Source organism: Quadrisphaera sp. INWT6 (assembly GCF_015390235.1).
GTDB lineage: Bacteria > Actinomycetota > Actinomycetes > Actinomycetales > Quadrisphaeraceae > Quadrisphaera.
The window spans coordinates 285,094-300,523 of record NZ_VUOH01000003.1; the positions used below are offsets into that span (position 1 = coordinate 285,094).

The window sequence follows — 15,430 nt, forward strand, 5'->3', positions numbered from 1 at the left end:
AACCGCAGCCAGGCGCTCGGCTGCGCAAAGGGCACCCCCGGGAACCGCAGCCAGGCGCTCGGCTGCGCGAAGGGCACCCCCGGGAACCGCAACCAGGCGCTCGGCTGCGGTCCCCGGGCGTGGTCAGAGGGAGAGCAGCTCCGTGGCGCTGGCCAGCAGGTGGCGCAGGTGCTCGCGGTTCTGCGCGGCGACGCTGAGCCCGTCACCGCCGTAGTGCTCGCAGCAGAACGGCCCGGTGAAGCCCACGCGCAGGGCCTCCTCCACCGCCCAGCGGTAGTCGATGACGCCCAGGGCCAGGGGCGCCGGCGCGGTGGCGTAGGAGCCGGTGGCCGGGTCGTGGTCGCGGTAGTAGTTCTTGACGTGCCAGAAGTTGGCGTGGGGCAGCACCGCGGCGAGCTGCTCGCGCCACGGCTGCACCGGGCGGTGGAGCCTGATGATGTTGGCGACGTCGGGGTTCAGGCCCACGTTCGGCAGCCCGACGGCCTCCTTGAGCCGCACCGACGACTCGGGCGTGCCGAGGTAGGTGTCCTCGTACATCTCCAGGCTCAGCTGCAGGCCCAGCTCGCCCGCCCGGCGTCCCAGCGCGGCGAAGCGCTCCACGGCCAGGTCGAACGCGGCCCCGCCGTCGGACTCCGGGTCGGGGTCGGAGATCCCCTGCTCGAGCCAGAACCACTCCGCGGCCCTCTGGGCGTCGGTGAGCACCGGCAGCAGCCCCGCCGAGACCACCGACGTGCCGAGCTCGGCCGCCGCCACCAGCGTGCGCTCCAGGTACTCCTGGTTGGCCGCCGCCTCCCCGGCGTCGGGCGCGATGGGGCTGCGCCGCGCCGTCGTGATGGCCGTGACGCCCAGGCCCTCCTCGGCGAGCAGCCGCTTCAGCAGCCCCAGCCGCTCGGGTGAGAGGTCACCGGGTCGCACCCACGAGTCGGTGAGGTCGACGTGGTCGAAGCCCGCGAGGCGCACGCGGCGCAGCACGCGGCGCCACTCCACCTCGGGGGCCTCCTGCGCGGGGGTGCCGTCGGGCAGCACCGGCGGCGCCTGGAGCAGCGCCGCCCCGATCGGCCAGGTCGACGGGTCGGGCGCCGTGCGGGCGGGCGCGGGGGTGGTCACGGGCGGGCCTCCTGGTCGGCGACGACGGCGGGGTCCTGGGCGGGCTCGTGCTCGTCGGCAGCAGGCGCGTCGGGGTGGGCGGCCGCGAGCTCGGCGAGCAGCTGGCCCTGCTTGGCGTAGGCGAGGTCGCGGTAGGCGATCATCCGCGCCAGGCGCGTCGGGTCGCCGTGCACGGTGAAGCCCTCGCCGTTCTTGGCGCCGTGGGCGCCCGCGTCGACCAGGTCGGTGAGCGCCTGGGGCGGGGAGATCCGCTCGCCGTAGGCCTCCTGCATGATCCTCATGCCCAGCACGTACACGTCGAGCCCGGCCATGTCGGCGATGGCGAACGGCCCGAAGTAGGGGTACCGGAAGCCGAACGTCGTCGAGACGATGGTGTCGACGGCCTCCGGCGTCGCCACGCCCTCGGCCACGATGTCGGCGGCCTCCTTGAAGAGCACGTACTGCAGGCGGTTCAGCACGAAGCCGGGGGTGTCCGCCACCTGCGCCGAGCGCCGTCCGGCGCGCTCGAGCATGTCCTGCACGACCGGCAGCACGGCGTCGTCGGTGGCCTCGCCGACCACCAGCTCCACGCCCGGGATGAACGGCGCCGGGTTCGACCAGTGGACCGTGAGGAAGCGCTCCGGCCCGACGACGGCGGGCGCCAGCACCTTCACGGGGATGGTGGAGGTGTTGGTGCCGATGATCGCGTCGGGGCGGGCGGCGGCCGAGGCGCGGGCCAGCACGTCGTGCTTGACCTCCACCTTCTCGAACACCACCTCGTGCACGAAGTCGACGTCGGCCACGGCCTCCTCCACGGAGGCGGCGGCGCGCAGGTTGGCGGCCACGCGGTCGGCGTCGCCGGCGGCGAACAGGCCCTGCTCCTCGTAGGTGCGGGCCTCCGCCAGCAGCCGCTCCAGCTGGCGCGCGGCGGCGTCGGCCGAGACGTCGGCCAGCACCACCGGGAGCCCGGCGCGGGCCATGGACTGGGCGATGCCGCCGCCCATGTACCCGGCCCCGACCACCGCGGCCGTCTCGATCCGTCCGACGACCGAGGGGGTCGTCCTGTCTCCGCTGACAGCGCTCACGCCCCCCACCCTGCCGGGAGCGCGGCCGCCCCGCACCACCAGCCGTCCACCGGCCGGTGGACCGGTGCCGCCCGGCGGGACGTCAGCGGGTGCGGACGGCGAGGGCGGCGACGTCGTCCGCGCCGCCGGCACCGACCAGCTCGCCCAGCACGGCGTCGAGCAGCTCGGGCAGCGGCAGCTCCGCGGCCGCCCCCAGGGCGACGGCGAGGCGCTCGATCCCCTCGGTCAGGTCGCTGTCGCGCCGCTCGACGAGGCCGTCGGTGTACAGCAGCAGCGTGGCCCCCGCGGGGAGCACCACCTCGTTGTCGCTGCGGGCGCTGCCGGGGGCCAGGCCCAGCAGCAGGTCGACCTCGTGCCCGTCCAGCACGGCGACGCCCTCCCCGGGCAGGGCGAGCAGGGCCGGCAGGTGCCCGGCGCTGCTCCAGCGCATGCGGCGGGCGCCGTGCTCACCGCCGTCGTCCAGGCGGATCGCGAGGACGGTGGCGAGCACGTCGGACCCGAGCACCGACAGGGTCTCGTCGAGGCGGGTCAGCAGCTGGGCGGGGGTGTCGGTGGTGGCCACCGCCAGCGTGCGCAGGGCGCTGCGCACCTGGCCCATGGTGGCGGCGGCGGAGATGTCGTGGCCGGTCACGTCACCGATGACGAGCAGCGTCGACCCGTCGGGGTGGCGCAGCGCGTCGTACCAGTCACCGCCCACCTGGTGCCCGGCGGCGGCCGGCGCGTAGACGGCGGCGAGCTCGACGTCGGCGAGGTCGGGCAGCTCGGTGAGCATCGCCCGCTGGAGCGTGCGGGCGGCGTCGCGCTCGGTGCGCAGCACCAGGCACCGCTGCACCCCCTGCGCCGCGGCGTCGGCGAGGGCGGTGACGAGCTCGCGCTCGGCGGGGAGCAGGGTGCGCGCCGAGCGCCACGCGACGGTGAGGACGCCGACGCACTGGCCGTCGACGAGCAGCGGGGCGTGCAGCGCGGCCTCCACGCCCTCCAGGGCGGGGGCGCCGGTGGAGGCGGTCGCCGCGGCGGTGGCGGCGTCGGGGGTGAACACCGCGCGCCGCTCCCGCGCGCACAGCGCGGCGCCCTCGGGGACGTCGACGGGCTCGCGGACGACGCCGGAGCCGTCAGCGGCGGCTCCGAGCTCGCCCACCGGGCCCGCGGCGACCCCAGCGACCCCAGCCCCCGGATCGCGGGACTCGCGCGCCACGTAGCGGAGCGCGCCGGAGGACCGCTCGTGCACCGCGACCGCCACGAGGTGCGCCTGCGTCCCCCGCAGCACGCGGGAGGCGACGGCGGCCGCGACGTCCTCGGCCTCGCGGGCCTCCGCGACGGCGCGGCTGACCTCCAGCAGCAGCTGGCTGCGGGCGTGCGCCACCTCGGCGTCGCGCCGCTCCCCCACCGCGCGCATCTGGGCGGTGGTGGCCTCGTCGCGGGCGCTCTCGGCGGCCGCGCGCACCTCCGCGGCGTCGGACAGGGCCCGTCGCAGCTGCAGCTCGGCGGAGCAGGCGGCGGCCAGGTCGGCCAGCAGCGCCACCTCGCGACGGGTCCAGTCGCGGGGCTCGGGCGACAGGGCCGCGAGCGCGCCGATGGCCTCGCCCTCCGACCCCCGCAGCGGAGCGCCCAGGTACCCGACGGCACCGAGCTCGGTGACGACGGCGTCGTCGCGCAGGTCGGGGTCCTCGCGGGCGTCGCGGACGGCGAGCGGGCGGCCGCTGGCCACCACCTGCTGGCAGGAGGAGCGGGACAGGTCGGCCAGACGGGTGGTCTGCCAGGGCTCCGGCAGACCGACCGCGCCCGGGAACAGCTGCAGCCGGCGCGAGACCAGGCTGACGACGGCGGCGGGCACCCCGAGCACCGAGCACACCAGCCGGGCGTGCCGGTCGAGGGCGCCGTCGCGCCCGGCGGCGGCCGTCCCGGCAGCCGGCGCGACGCCGGCGGCGCCGGTGACCAGCAGGGGGTGGGCGCTCGCGGCGGGCTCGGGCGGGGGCGGCGCGACGGGCAGGCCGAGCGGGCCGCCCACCGGGGGCTCGACCAGCGGGGTCTCGGGCAGCACGAGGGCGCCCTCGGCGCTCCCGAGGGCGTGGTCGTCCTGCTCACCGGCGGAGGGACCGCGCTGCGGCACCACCGCGGGCGAGGCACCCCTGCCCGCCCCCACACCCCGATGATGCCGCAGAGGTCCGCGGCGCGCGGGCGGTTCGTGACTACTCGTCCCGCTCGCAGGGCGCTCCGGCGCCCCGCGGTGGACACTGTGGGCGAGCAGCGGACCGGGGGCGCCGGGACGTCGCTCCCCCTCCCGCGCGACCCCGCGACACCCCGCAGAGCCACCCTCCGAGCCCCGAGGCGGACGACCGTGTGCCAGATCACCGCCGCAGCCACCACGCGGCTGCCGCCGGACCCGAGCGCGGCGCGCCAGGCGCGCGCGTTCCTGAGGGGCGCGCACTGCCCGGCGCACCACGCGAGCGTGCTGGACGACGCCGAGCTGCTGACCTCCGAGCTGGTGACCAACGCCGTGATGCACGGGGCGCCCCCGGTGACGATCTCGGTGGAGTGCGACACCACGGAGGGCATGCGCATCCGCGTCACCGACGGCAGCACCCGCCGCCCGGCCCCGCGCGAGGCGACCCCCGCCGACCTGGGCGGTCGGGGCATGGCCCTGGTCGACCTGCTGTCGGCGGCGTGGGGCGCCGAGCCCACCGGGTGCGGCAAGGAGGTCTGGTTCCTCCTGCGGGCGCCGTCCGACGCGCGGGCCCGGGTGGAGGGCGGCGCGGTCCCCCCGCGGGCGTGAGCGTGGTCACCCCCAGGGGTGGGGCGGCCTCGCGCCCGTGGTGGCGGCGCGGGAGGATGACGCCCAGATCACCCGGCGCCGCAGCCGCAGCCGCCGACCGTCCCGGACGACGCGCACCGTCGTCCTTGCCCTGGAGGCAGCGCTGAGCGCCGAGCAGACCGCCGTCCCGACCGCCGACCGCCCGTCCTCGACGCCCGACGTGGTGCTCGTCGGCGGCGGGGTGATGAGCGCGACGCTGGCCGCGCTGCTGGGTCTGGTGCAGCCCGACTGGACCGTCGTGCTGCTGGAGTCCGGGCCCGCGGTGGGCCGGGAGAGCTCCGACCCGTGGAACAACGCGGGCACCGGGCACGCCGCCCTGTGCGAGCTGAACTACAGCCCGGCCGGCCCCGACGGCCGGGTCGACCCGGCCAAGGCCGTCGGCATCAACGAGCAGTTCCAGGTCTCGCGGCAGTTCTGGTCGACGCTGGTGCGCGCGGGCCTGACGGACTCCCCGCGCGACTTCATCACCTCGGTCCCGCACATCAGCTTCGTCACCGGTGAGAAGGGGCAGCGCTACATGCGCGCCCGGCACGAGGCCCTGTCCGCGCAGCCGCTGTTCTCCGACCTGGAGCTGACCACCGACCCCGACGAGCTGGCCGGCTGGGTGCCGCTGGTGCAGGCCGGGCGCGACCGCTCCCAGCCGGTGGCCGCCACCCGCTCGCTGTCGGGCACCGACGTCAACTTCGGGGCGCTCACCTCGCTGCTGGTCGGGGCCGCCCAGCGGCGCGGGGTGCACGTCGCCACCGGCACGCGGGTCCAGGGCCTGCAGCGCACCCCCGGGGGCCGCTGGAGGGTCGTCGTCTCCGACACCGCCACCGGGCACCGCAGCGCGCTGTCGGCGCGGTTCGTCTTCGTCGGTGCGGGCGGCGGCGCGCTGCCGCTGCTGCAGTCCACCGGCATCCGCGAGATCCGCGGCTTCGGCGGCTTCCCCGTCAGCGGCCAGTTCCTGCGCACGCGCCGTCCCGACCTGGTCGCCCAGCACCAGGCCAAGGTCTACGGGCAGGCCGAGGTCGGTGCTCCCCCGATGTCGGTGCCCCACCTCGACCTGCGCTCGGTGGGGGGTGAGCAGTCGCTGCTCTTCGGCCCGTACGCCGGCTTCTCGCCCAAGTTCCTCAAGGCCGGCTCGGTGCTCGACCTGCCGCGCTCGATCAAGGCGAACAACCTCTCCTCGATGCTGGGCGTGGCGCGCTCGGAGATGGCGCTGACCAAGTACCTCGTGCAGCAGGTGCTGCAGACCCGCGGCCAGCGCCTCGAGGCCCTGCGCACCTTCTACCCCGAGGCGCGCGCCGAGGACTGGGACCTCATCACCGCCGGCCAGCGGGTCCAGGTGATCAAGAAGGACCAGCGCGGCCGCGGCGTGCTGCAGTTCGGCACCGAGCTGGTGACGGGCGCCGACGGCACGATCGCCGGGCTCCTGGGCGCCTCCCCGGGCGCCTCGACGGCGGTCTCGGCGATGCTGACCCTGCTCGAGCGCTGCTTCCCCGACCGCATCGACGGCTGGCGCCCGGTCATCACCGAGGCGATCCCCTCCTACGGGCGGCGGCTGTCCGACGACACCTCCCTGGCCGAGCGGGTCCGGGCCGAGACCGCTCGAACCCTGCAGCTGACCGCTTGAGACCCGACGGCGCCGGCAGCTCCGGGGGAGCCGGCTCCCCGGCCCCGGACGAGACCGCTGCGGCGGCCGCGTCCGGGGTGCTGCACGGCGCCGGAGCGCTGCGCGCCGACTACGCGGCGGTCGACTGGGACGCCAGCCCGGTCGGCCCGCCCGGGGGGTGGTCGACGGCGCTGCGGACGGCGGCGTCGCTGGCGTTCTCCACCAGCTTCCCGGTGACCCTGCTGTGGGGTCCCGAGCACGTGCTGCTCTACAACGAGGCCTACGCCGCGCTCTTCCCCGCCAAGCACCCCGAGGCGCTGGGGCGGCCCTGCCAGGAGGTCTTCCCCGAGATCTGGGACGAGATCGGCCCGCTCATGCGGGGCGTGATGTCCGGCGGGGGCGCGGTGCACATGGTCGACCAGGAGCTGCACCTCGTGCGCCGCGGCTTCACCGAGGAGTCGTACTTCACCTACGCCTACTCGCCGGTGACCGGCGACGGCGGCGTGGTCGAGGGCGTGCTCGACCTGGTCGTCGAGACCACCGCGTCGGTCGTCGACGCGCGCCGGGCCCGGCTGCTGGGACAGCTCGCCGAGCTGCCGACCCGCCTGCACGACCCCCTCGGCCTGGCCGCCCTCGCGCTCCCGGTGCTGCGCACCGCGACCAAGGACCTGCCGCTGGTCGAGCTGGTGGTGCCGGGCGAGCCGGAGCGGCCCCGCGACCTGCGCCTGTCGGGCCCGCCCCCCGAGGCCGCCGACAGCGACCTCGTGGTCGTCGACGGTCCCGCGGGGCGCACCGCGTGGCTGCGGGTCCCCGGCGCCGGGGCCGCCTCGTCGCGGCCGCTGCTCGCGGTGCTCCTCTCGACCGGCCTCGCCGAGGACGACGTGTACCTCGGCTTCCTGCGGCAGGTCGCCGCGGCGCTCGGCAACGCGGTCGCGGTCGCCACCGCCATCCAGGCGGCCGCCGCCCGCGCCGAGCTGCGGGCGGCGCAGGTGCGCCGCCTGGTCGGCCTGGTCCGGACCCTGCAGGAGCTCCCCGGGGCCGAGGAGCCCGAGGCGCTCGAGCGGGTCACGGCCACGGCCGCCTCCCGCCTGCTCGGGGCCACCGGGGCGCGCCTCGTCCTGGCCGACGGCGCCGCGGAGGCCGCAGCCACCACCGCTCGGGGTGCCGGCATCCCCCTGCAGGTGAGCCACCGCCACCTCGGCCACCTCCACGTCGACTGGGCACCGGGCCGCGCGCTGCAGCACCTGTCCGAGGAGGAGCGGGCGGTGCTGTCGGTGCTCACCAGCTCCACGGCGCAGGCCCTGGACCGCTCCTCCGCGCGCCGCGCCGAGCGCGAGGCCACCGCGGCCGTGCGCGCGATCGCCGAGGAGCTCCAGCGCAGCCTGCTGACCGCACCTCCCGCCGTCGACGGCCTGGAGATCGCCGTCCGGTACTCCCCCGCCGCCGAGCACGCGCAGGTCGGCGGTGACTGGTACGACGCCTTCACCACGCCGACCGGTGCGCTGCACCTGGTCATCGGCGACGTGACCGGCCACGACCAGCGCGCCGCCGCGGCGATGGGCCAACTGCGCAACACCCTGCGCGGCGTCGCCCACGGCGGGCGCTCCACCCCGGCGCGCGTGCTGGGCGAGCTCGACGCGGCCCTGCCCCACCTGGGCGTGACCTCGCTGGCCACGGCCGTCCTCGGCACGCTGTCCGGCGCCGACGACGACGGCGCCCGCCAGCTCGTGTGGAGCAGCGCCGGCCACCTGCCCCCGCTCCTGGTGGGCGCCGGCGGCCCGCCGCGCCTCCTGGAGGAGCCCGCCGAGCTGCTGCTGGGGCTCTTCCCCGGGACGCCGCGCACCGACCACACCACGGCGATGCCCCGCGGAGCCACCGTGCTGCTCTACACCGACGGCCTGGTGGAGCGCCGCGGCTCGGACCTGCAGGCCGGTCTGAGCTGGCTCCTCGAGGCCACCGCCGCGCTGGAGGGCGCCGGCCCCGAGGAGCTGTGCGACGCCCTGCTGGAGATGGTCGGCGGCCGCGTCGACGACGACATCGCCCTGGTGGCGGTCCGCGTCGTCTGAGCGGCCGGGCCGGGCTGGGGCCCGCCCGGCCCGGCCCGGGCCCGCCCGGGCGGGCCCGGGCGGGCCTCAGGCCAGCACGGTCCGCCCGCCGTCCTCCGCGGGCAGGTCGCCGTCGAGGACGGCGGTGACCGTCATCTGCTGCAGCACCAGACCGCCCCGCAGGCTGGTGAGGAAGGCGGTGTCCGCGGCGTCGCGACCGGTGCTGATGCGCGACAGGGCGCGCCGGGGCGCGAGGCGGGTGGCGTCGAGCACCTCCCAGTCGGCGGCGCCGTCGTCGCGGACGACGCGCACCTCGGCGACGGCGTGGAAGTCCATCGGCGACAGGCCCGGGGCGTACACCGCCGTGAGGCGGGCCGGCAGCTCGAGCGCGCGGCACAGCGCGACGACGAGGTGGGCGTAGTCGCGGCAGACGCCCTGGCCCCGCAGCATCGTCTGGACCGCGCCGTCGAAGGACGTCGACGAGCCGGAGGTGTACACCAGCCGGTCGGCCACCCAGCGCTCCACCGCGGCGGCGAGGTCGGCGTCCGAGCGCTCGCGCCGGCTGCCGAACTCCGCGGCGGCGAAGGCGGCGAGCTCGTCGGAGGGGCAGTACCGGCTGGGCCGGTTCAGCTCGAACCTGTCGCGCGCCGCCTGCTCGGGGTCGGCCGCCGGCGCCGGGTCGGCGCCGTCGCCGGGCGCGACGGTCCCGGAGTACTCGACGACGAGCTCGCCCTGCGGCACCCCGGTGAGCACGTGCATGCGCTCGCCGCGGCCCGCCGGGCCCACCGGGACCTCGACGGGCCGGGCGCCCTCGGGCAGCTCCGACCCGTCGAGGTGCACCACGAGCTCGTCGTCGACCTGCCAGCCGGGCGTGCGGGCCGCGGCCACGAGCAGCGAGAGGTCGCAGGTGGAGCGGACGTCGAGCACGAGCCTCGCCGACACCCGGCGCGCCCGCAGCACGGGGCCCGAGGGCCGCTCCACCCCCGTGGGGGCGAGCTCAGGGACGTCGTTCCCGGACGGCGGCGCGGTGGTCACGGGGGCCCATTCTGGGGGCGCCGGGCGGGTCAGCGCCCGTCCGGGTGGCGGGTGGGACGCTCTGCGACCACGGGGTGCTCCCCGGTGTACCCGGCGCGCTCCTCGGCGATGGCCAGCACCCGCTCGCGCACCGACCGCCAGCCGATGACGAGCGCCGGGACGATCACCACGAGGGTGGCCAGGGTGTAGGTGCCGGTCGGGTAGTCGAAGCCGATGAGCACCAGCACGGTGGCGAGGAAGACGAGGCAGGCGTAGCCGGTGTAGGGCGCGCCCATCATCCTGAAGTGCGGCCTGTCGACCAGCCCCTGGCGGGACAGGGAGTGCAGCCGCAGCTGGCAGAGCACGATCGTGCCCCAGGCCGCCACGATGCCGAGCGCCGACATGTTGAGGACGATCTCGAACGCCTTGCCCGGCACCACGGCGTTGAGGCCGACCCCGAGCAGGGTGATGAAGCCGGTGAGCGCGATGCCCCCGAAGGGGACCCCGTTGCGGCTCATCTTGCCGGTGAAGCGCGGGGCCGAGCCGGCGACGGCCATCGACCGCAGGATGCGCCCGGTGGAGTACAGGCCGGCGTTGAGGCTGCTCAGGGCCGCCGTCAGCACGATGACGTTCATGATGCTGCCGGCCCCGGGGAGCCCGATGCGCGAGAAGAAGGTGACGAACGGGCTCGTGTCCTTGTCGAAGGCCGTGTACGGCAGCAGCAGGGCCAGGAGCACCAGCGAGCCGACGTAGAACAGCGCGATCCGGAAGATCACGGCGTTGATGGCCTTCGGCATGATCTTCTCGGGGTTCTCGGTCTCCCCGGCGGTGGTGCCCACCAGCTCCACCGCGGCGTAGGCGAAGACCACGCCGGAGACCACGAGCACCAGCGGCACCAGCCCGGTGGGGAACAGGCCGCCGTTCTGGGCGATGACGGAGGGGCCGGTGGTCTCACCGGCCACGGTGAAGCGCCCCAGCAGGAAGACCAGGCCGATGACGAGGAAGGCGCTCAGCGCCACCACCTTGAGCAGCGCCGCCCAGAACTCCAGCTCGCCGAAGAGCTTCACCGAGATAAGGTTCATCGACAGGACGACGACCAGCGCCACCAGCGCGATCACCCACTGCGGGACCGCCTCGGTGGCACCCCAGTAGTGGACGTAGAGGGCGATGGCGGTGACGTCGACGATGGAGGTCATCGCCCAGTTGAGGAAGTACATCCACCCCGCGACGAACGCGAAGCGCTCGCCGAAGAACTCGCGGGCGTAGGAGACGAAGGAGCCCGACGACGGCCGGTGCAGCACCAGCTCGCCCAGGGCGCGCAGGATGAGGAAGACGAAGACGCCGCAGACGGCGTAGACGATGAACAGGCCCGGACCGGCGTTGGCCAGGCGGCCCCCGGCGCCGAGGAACAGGCCGGTGCCGATGGCCCCGCCGATGGCGATCATCTGGATCTGCCGCGGCTTGAGGCCCTTGTGGTAGCCCTCGTCCTCGGCCGTCAGGCCGGCTGCTGCCGCCCTCTTCTCCGGCTGCTGCGTCGTCATCGCGTGCGCCCCCGTTCGTCGTCGGTCGTCGGTCGTCCGCCGGCGTCGGGGTCGGCGGACCTCGGCGTCGACGGTGACCCTAGGCCCCTTCGCGCCTCACCGGACGAGCGGTGGCCGCATCGCAGCGGCCAGGGCGCCGGCCAGCGCCGAGCAGGTGGGGTGACGGCCGGCCGGGTCGGGGTCCAGGGCCCGGGCCACCACGCGGTCGAGGGCCGTCGGCAGCCACCGCCGCCGGCGGCTCAGGTGCACCGGACGGCCGGCCACGTGCGCGCGGGCCACGGCGAACGGCGTGGAGAAGGGGTGCGGCGGCTCCCCGGAGAGCAGCTCCACCGCGGTGCACGCGAGGGAGTAGACGTCGGTGGCCGGCGTGACGCGCAGCGCCTGGAGCACCTCGGGCGCCGCGTACGGCAGCGACCCGGCCACCCGGCCGTGGCGGGCCAGGGGCCGGGCCTCGTCGAGGCCGCGGGCCAGGCCGAAGTCGGCCACGGCGGCCCGGGGGGACGGCGGCGCGGCGAGCAGGACGTTGGCGGGCTTGACGTCCCCGTGGACGAGGCCCCGGGCGTGCACGGCGTCGAGCCCCGCGGCCGCCTGCGCGAGGACGTCGAGCACGCGGGCGACGTCGGGCTCGCTGCGGCCGCGGGGGCGCAGCGACGCCGACGTGCCGCCGTCGAGCAGCTCCAGAGCGGCCCAGAGCAGGGGCTCGGCCAGGCGGCTGCCGCGGGGCAGCTCCTCGCCGTGCGCCAGGACGGCGACGACGCCGGGGTGGCGGACCTCGGCGGACACCTCCCACTCGCGGTGGAACCGGCGCCGTCCCGCCTCCGTGCCGGCCGCGGCCGGCTCGAGGACCTTCAGCGCCTCCTCGCGCGCTCCCCGGCCCGCGCCGCGCAGCACCCGGTACACCTGCGCGCTGCCGCCGCGGCCCAGCAGGCCGAGCACCACCCGGCCGCCGACGACCTGGCCGGGCAGCAGCAGGTCGCGGCGCTCCCCGGCCGCGCGGGCGAGCTCCTCCGCCTCGCGGTCCCACGGGATCACCCCGGCAGTGTGCTGGGTCCTAGGCTGCCGCGGTGGGTGAGCACGCGGAGCAGCAGCTGGTCGCCGTCCTCGGCGCGGGACGATGGGCGAGGCGGTGCTCGCCGCGGTCCTGGCCGGGGGGCAGCCCGCCGGCCGTACCCTCGCCACCGCGCGCCGCCCGGAGCGGGCTGCGGAGCTGGCCGAGCGCCACGGCGTCAGGGTCGTCACGGCGCCGGAGGCCGCGGCCGCCGACGTCGTCGTCCTCGGGGTCAAGCCGCAGCAGCTCGACGCCGTGGCCGCCGAGGTGGCCGGAGCGGTCCGGGAGGGCGCGCTGCTGGTGTCCCTGCTGGCGGGGGTCACCACCGCGCGCCTGGAGCGGGCGTTCCCGGGGGCGAAGGTCGTCCGCACCGTCGTGAACACCCCGGCGCTCGTCGGGGCGGGCGTGACGGTGCTGGCCGCGGGCTCCGGCGCCGGGGAGGCCGAGCTCGCGCGCACCGAGGAGCTCCTCGCCGCGACCGGCACCGTCCTGCGGCTGGCCGAGGGCCAGCTCGACGCCGCCACCGGCGTCTCGGGCTCGGGGCCCGCGTTCGTCTTCGCCGTCGCCGACGCCCTCGCCGAGGGCGGCGTCGGGGCCGGCCTGCCGCGCGCCGTGGCGCTGCAGCTGGCGGCGGCCACCGTGCTCGGCGCCGGGCGCCTCATGGTGGAGACCGGCGAGCACCCCGCGCTGCTGCGCGAGCAGGTCACCTCCCCGGCGGGCACCACCGCCGCCGGCCTGCGCGAGCTCGACGCGCAGGGCCTGCGCGCGGCGCTCGTGGCCGCGGTGATGGCGGCCGCGGCCCGCTCGAAGGAGCTGTCGGGCTCCTGAGAGGTCGCTGGCAGCGGCGGCGACCTGGCGCGACGGCCCTGCGCCGCGGCGCCGCGTGCGCGAGCATGGGCGGGTGAGCGACCGTCCGTCCCCACACCGGATCGGGTTGGTGCTGCACCCCACCCGCGACGTCCGCTCGGTCTCCGAGGAGGTCGTGCGCTGGGCGCGCCAGGAGGGCGCCGAGGTGGTGGTCGCCGCCGGCGACGCCGACCGGGTGGCCGACGGCGTGGTGGAGGTCGCCCCCGACCACCTGGTCGAGGCGTGCTCGGCGCTGGTCTCCCTGGGCGGTGACGGCACCATGCTCGGCGCGCTGCGGGCCTCGGCGGGCACCGGGGTCCCCGTGCTGGGCGTCAACCTCGGCCGGGTCGGCGTGCTGGTCGAGGTCGAGCCGGCGGAGCTGCCGGGGGCGCTGCAGCGCATCCTCGAGGGCCGCTTCTCCGTGGAGTCGCGGCCCGCGCTGCGGGTGACCGGCGTCGACCTGGACGACGGCTCCCCCTCGGCGGTCGCGTTCAACGACGTCGCCCTGTCGCGCTGCCCGGGAGACGGCATCGCCTCGGCGGCGCTCAGCATCGACGGGCAGGGGTACGGCGTGTACCGCTGCGACGCCGTCATCGTCGCCACCCCGATGGGCTCGACGGCCTACAGCTACGCGGCGGGCGGGCCGGTGGTCTCCCCCACGCTGTCGGCGATGGTCGTGGCACCGGCGTCGCCGTGGTCGGGCATCAGCCGGCCCGTGGTGCTCGCCCCGGAGGACCGCCTGGCCCTCGAGCTGCTCCCCGACAGCGGCGTGCTGGCGCTGGAGGTCGACGGCCGCGTGATGGCCCCGCTCGAGCCCGGGATGCGGGTGGAGGTCGTGGAGGAGCGCGACGCCGGGCACGTCGTGCGCCTCGACCGCGCCCTCCACGACCGCCGCAGCCGCGTGAAGCTCAGCCTGCTCGACCTGCCGCTGCTGCCCGACGAGCTGCGCGAGCTGCTGCCGCGCGAGCTCGGCCGCGCCGAGGACTGAGGCCCCTCCCCCTCCCCCTCCCCCTTCCCCTTCCCGCGACGATCACGCACCTGCGCGCCACCTCAGATCTGGCGCGTCGGCACGAGACGCCGGAACCCCGTCACGACGTGTCGGAACCTGACGCGGGTTCCGACACCTGCTGACGGGGTTCCGGCGCGTGGTGGGGCTCAGGCCTCCCGGGGCTCCATGACGACGACGGGGATCTGCCGGTCGGTCTTGGTCTGGTACTCGGCGTAGTCGGGCCAGACGGCCACGGCGCGCTCCCACCATGCGGCGCGCTCCTCGCCGTGCACCTCGCGGGCGGTGTAGTCGGCCTTGTGCGGGCCGTCCTGCACCTCGACGTGGGGCTCGGCCAGCAGGTTGCGGTACCAGACGGGGTGGGTCGGGGCGCCGCCCTTGGAGGCGACGGCGGCGTAGGAGCCCTCGTGCTCGACCCGCATCAGCGGCGTCTTGCGGAGCTTGCCGCTCTTCGCGCCCCGGTTGGTCACGATCATCACCGGGACGCCGCGCAGGGTGGTCGCCTCCGTGCCGCCGGAGGACTCGTACTGCTCGACCTGGTCGCGGACCCACTGCTCGGGGCTGGGCTCGTACTCACCGCTCAGAGGCATGGATCCAGCCTCGTCCACGCGCCGCCGTCCCACCACCCGGTGCGGCCCCACCGACCCCGCCCCACCCCGTGACGATCACGCACCTGCGCGCCACACCGACGGCGGACGTGGCGGTGGTGGTGACGCGGAAGCGCATGATCGTCGCGAGGAGGGGGCTGTCCACAGGGGCGGGGCTCGGGCCAGCGGGGGCGGGCCACCAGCGGGCAGGGTGTCGGCCATGCCCTCGACGCCCACGCCGCAGCTGCGGCACGCCCGGACCGACTCGCCCCTGGGACCGCTGGTGGTGGTCGTCGACGACGACGGCGCGCTGGCCGGCCTCTACTACGCCGACGGGCACACCCCGGCGCCCCGCCCCACGGCCCTCGGCGGCTGCGCCGACCCCGACGACCCGCAGATCACCGCGGTGACCAGCGCCGTGCTGGCCCACCTGGCCGGGGAGAGCGACGTGCTCGACGTCCCCCTCTCGTCCGCGGCCGTGCCCGGCGCCACCGACCTGCAGCGCGCGGTGTGGGCGCAGGTCGCCGCCATCCCGCGGGGCGAGACCCGCACCTACGGCGAGGTCGCGGCGGCCATCGGCAGGCCGACGGCGGTGCGGGCCGTGGGCCAGGCGGTGGGCCGCAACCCGCACTCGCTCGTGGTCCCCTGCCACCGGGTGGTGGGCTCCGGCGGGCGGATCACCGGCTACGCCGGCGGGGTGGACGTCAAGCGCCGCCTGCTGGAGATGGAGGGCGTGACCCTGGGCGCCGCCGTGAGCCGGTCGGTC

12 protein-coding genes and 1 pseudogene are annotated in these 15,430 nt (G+C 76.7%); 6 read left to right on the plus strand and 7 right to left on the minus strand.

Annotated elements, in window-relative coordinates; translation table 11 throughout:
• Positions 1 to 123: 123 nt before the first annotated feature.
• The 3 genes from F1641_RS11135 to F1641_RS11145 all read right to left on the minus strand — a co-directional run bounded on the left by F1641_RS11135 (position 124) and on the right by F1641_RS11145 (position 4,314).
• Positions 124 to 1,107, minus strand: a complete 984-nt coding sequence (locus F1641_RS11135; RefSeq protein ID WP_194905518.1) for a sugar phosphate isomerase/epimerase — start codon at positions 1,105 to 1,107, stop codon at positions 124 to 126.
• Positions 1,104 to 2,171 carry a 3-hydroxyacyl-CoA dehydrogenase family protein gene (locus F1641_RS11140; RefSeq protein WP_309225566.1) on the minus strand — a complete coding sequence of 356 codons (1,068 nt, stop codon included), beginning with the start codon at positions 2,169 to 2,171 and terminating at the stop codon, positions 1,104 to 1,106. The genes F1641_RS11135 and F1641_RS11140 overlap by 4 nt, the downstream gene beginning before the upstream one ends.
• Before the next feature lie 82 nt (positions 2,172 to 2,253).
• Positions 2,254 to 4,314 carry a SpoIIE family protein phosphatase gene (locus tag F1641_RS11145; RefSeq protein ID WP_194905521.1) on the minus strand — a complete coding sequence of 687 codons (2,061 nt, stop codon included), beginning with the start codon at positions 4,312 to 4,314 and terminating at the stop codon, positions 2,254 to 2,256.
• Between the two features lie 195 nt (positions 4,315 to 4,509).
• On the opposite strand from F1641_RS11145, the gene F1641_RS20425 reads away from it, so the two are divergent.
• The 3 genes from F1641_RS20425 (at position 4,510) to F1641_RS11160 (ending at position 8,643) form a co-directional block, all read left to right on the plus strand.
• Positions 4,510 to 4,944: an ATP-binding protein gene (locus F1641_RS20425; protein ID WP_309225567.1), complete on the plus strand. Its 435-nt coding sequence runs from the start codon at positions 4,510 to 4,512 to the stop codon at positions 4,942 to 4,944.
• Positions 4,945 to 5,086: 142 nt separating this feature from the next.
• Complete coding sequence (locus F1641_RS11155; protein WP_255514642.1) at positions 5,087 to 6,598, plus strand: malate:quinone oxidoreductase; 1,512 nt, start codon at positions 5,087 to 5,089, stop codon at positions 6,596 to 6,598.
• Complete coding sequence (locus F1641_RS11160; protein ID WP_194905526.1) at positions 6,595 to 8,643, plus strand: PP2C family protein-serine/threonine phosphatase; 2,049 nt, start codon at positions 6,595 to 6,597, stop codon at positions 8,641 to 8,643. The genes F1641_RS11155 and F1641_RS11160 overlap by 4 nt, the downstream gene beginning before the upstream one ends.
• Before the next feature lie 66 nt (positions 8,644 to 8,709).
• On the opposite strand, the gene F1641_RS11165 is transcribed toward F1641_RS11160, so the two are convergent.
• The 3 genes from F1641_RS11165 to F1641_RS11175 all read right to left on the minus strand — a co-directional run bounded on the left by F1641_RS11165 (position 8,710) and on the right by F1641_RS11175 (position 12,209).
• Complete coding sequence (locus tag F1641_RS11165; protein ID WP_194905946.1) at positions 8,710 to 9,579, minus strand: transglutaminase family protein; 870 nt, start codon at positions 9,577 to 9,579, stop codon at positions 8,710 to 8,712.
• Between the two features lie 107 nt (positions 9,580 to 9,686).
• A complete protein-coding gene (locus F1641_RS11170; protein WP_194905528.1) occupies positions 9,687 to 11,177 on the minus strand; it encodes an amino acid permease in 1,491 nt (496 codons plus the stop codon).
• A 96-nt stretch (positions 11,178 to 11,273) separates the two neighbouring features.
• Positions 11,274 to 12,209 (minus strand): serine/threonine-protein kinase, encoded by a 936-nt coding sequence (locus tag F1641_RS11175; protein WP_194905530.1) that lies wholly within the window; start codon positions 12,207 to 12,209, stop codon positions 11,274 to 11,276.
• Between the two features lie 94 nt (positions 12,210 to 12,303).
• On the opposite strand from F1641_RS11175, the gene proC reads away from it, so the two are divergent.
• Together proC and F1641_RS11185 are read left to right on the plus strand one after the other, a co-directional pair.
• The gene (gene proC / locus F1641_RS11180; protein WP_375541481.1) at positions 12,304 to 13,053 is read left to right on the plus strand and encodes a pyrroline-5-carboxylate reductase; all 750 of its coding nucleotides are present in this window, start codon (positions 12,304 to 12,306) and stop codon (positions 13,051 to 13,053) included.
• A gap of 73 nt (positions 13,054 to 13,126) precedes the next feature.
• Positions 13,127 to 14,059 (plus strand): NAD(+)/NADH kinase, encoded by a 933-nt coding sequence (locus F1641_RS11185; protein ID WP_194905534.1) that lies wholly within the window; start codon positions 13,127 to 13,129, stop codon positions 14,057 to 14,059.
• A gap of 167 nt (positions 14,060 to 14,226) precedes the next feature.
• Here F1641_RS11185 and F1641_RS11190 read toward each other — a convergent pair whose 3' ends face one another.
• The gene (locus tag F1641_RS11190; protein WP_194905536.1) at positions 14,227 to 14,667 is read right to left on the minus strand and encodes a nitroreductase family deazaflavin-dependent oxidoreductase; all 441 of its coding nucleotides are present in this window, start codon (positions 14,665 to 14,667) and stop codon (positions 14,227 to 14,229) included.
• Between the two features lie 217 nt (positions 14,668 to 14,884).
• Between F1641_RS11190 and F1641_RS21480 the strand changes: the two are divergent.
• Positions 14,885 to 15,340, plus strand: a pseudogene (locus tag F1641_RS21480) (methylated-DNA--[protein]-cysteine S-methyltransferase); the annotation flags it as partial.
• Positions 15,341 to 15,430 lie beyond the last annotated feature (90 nt).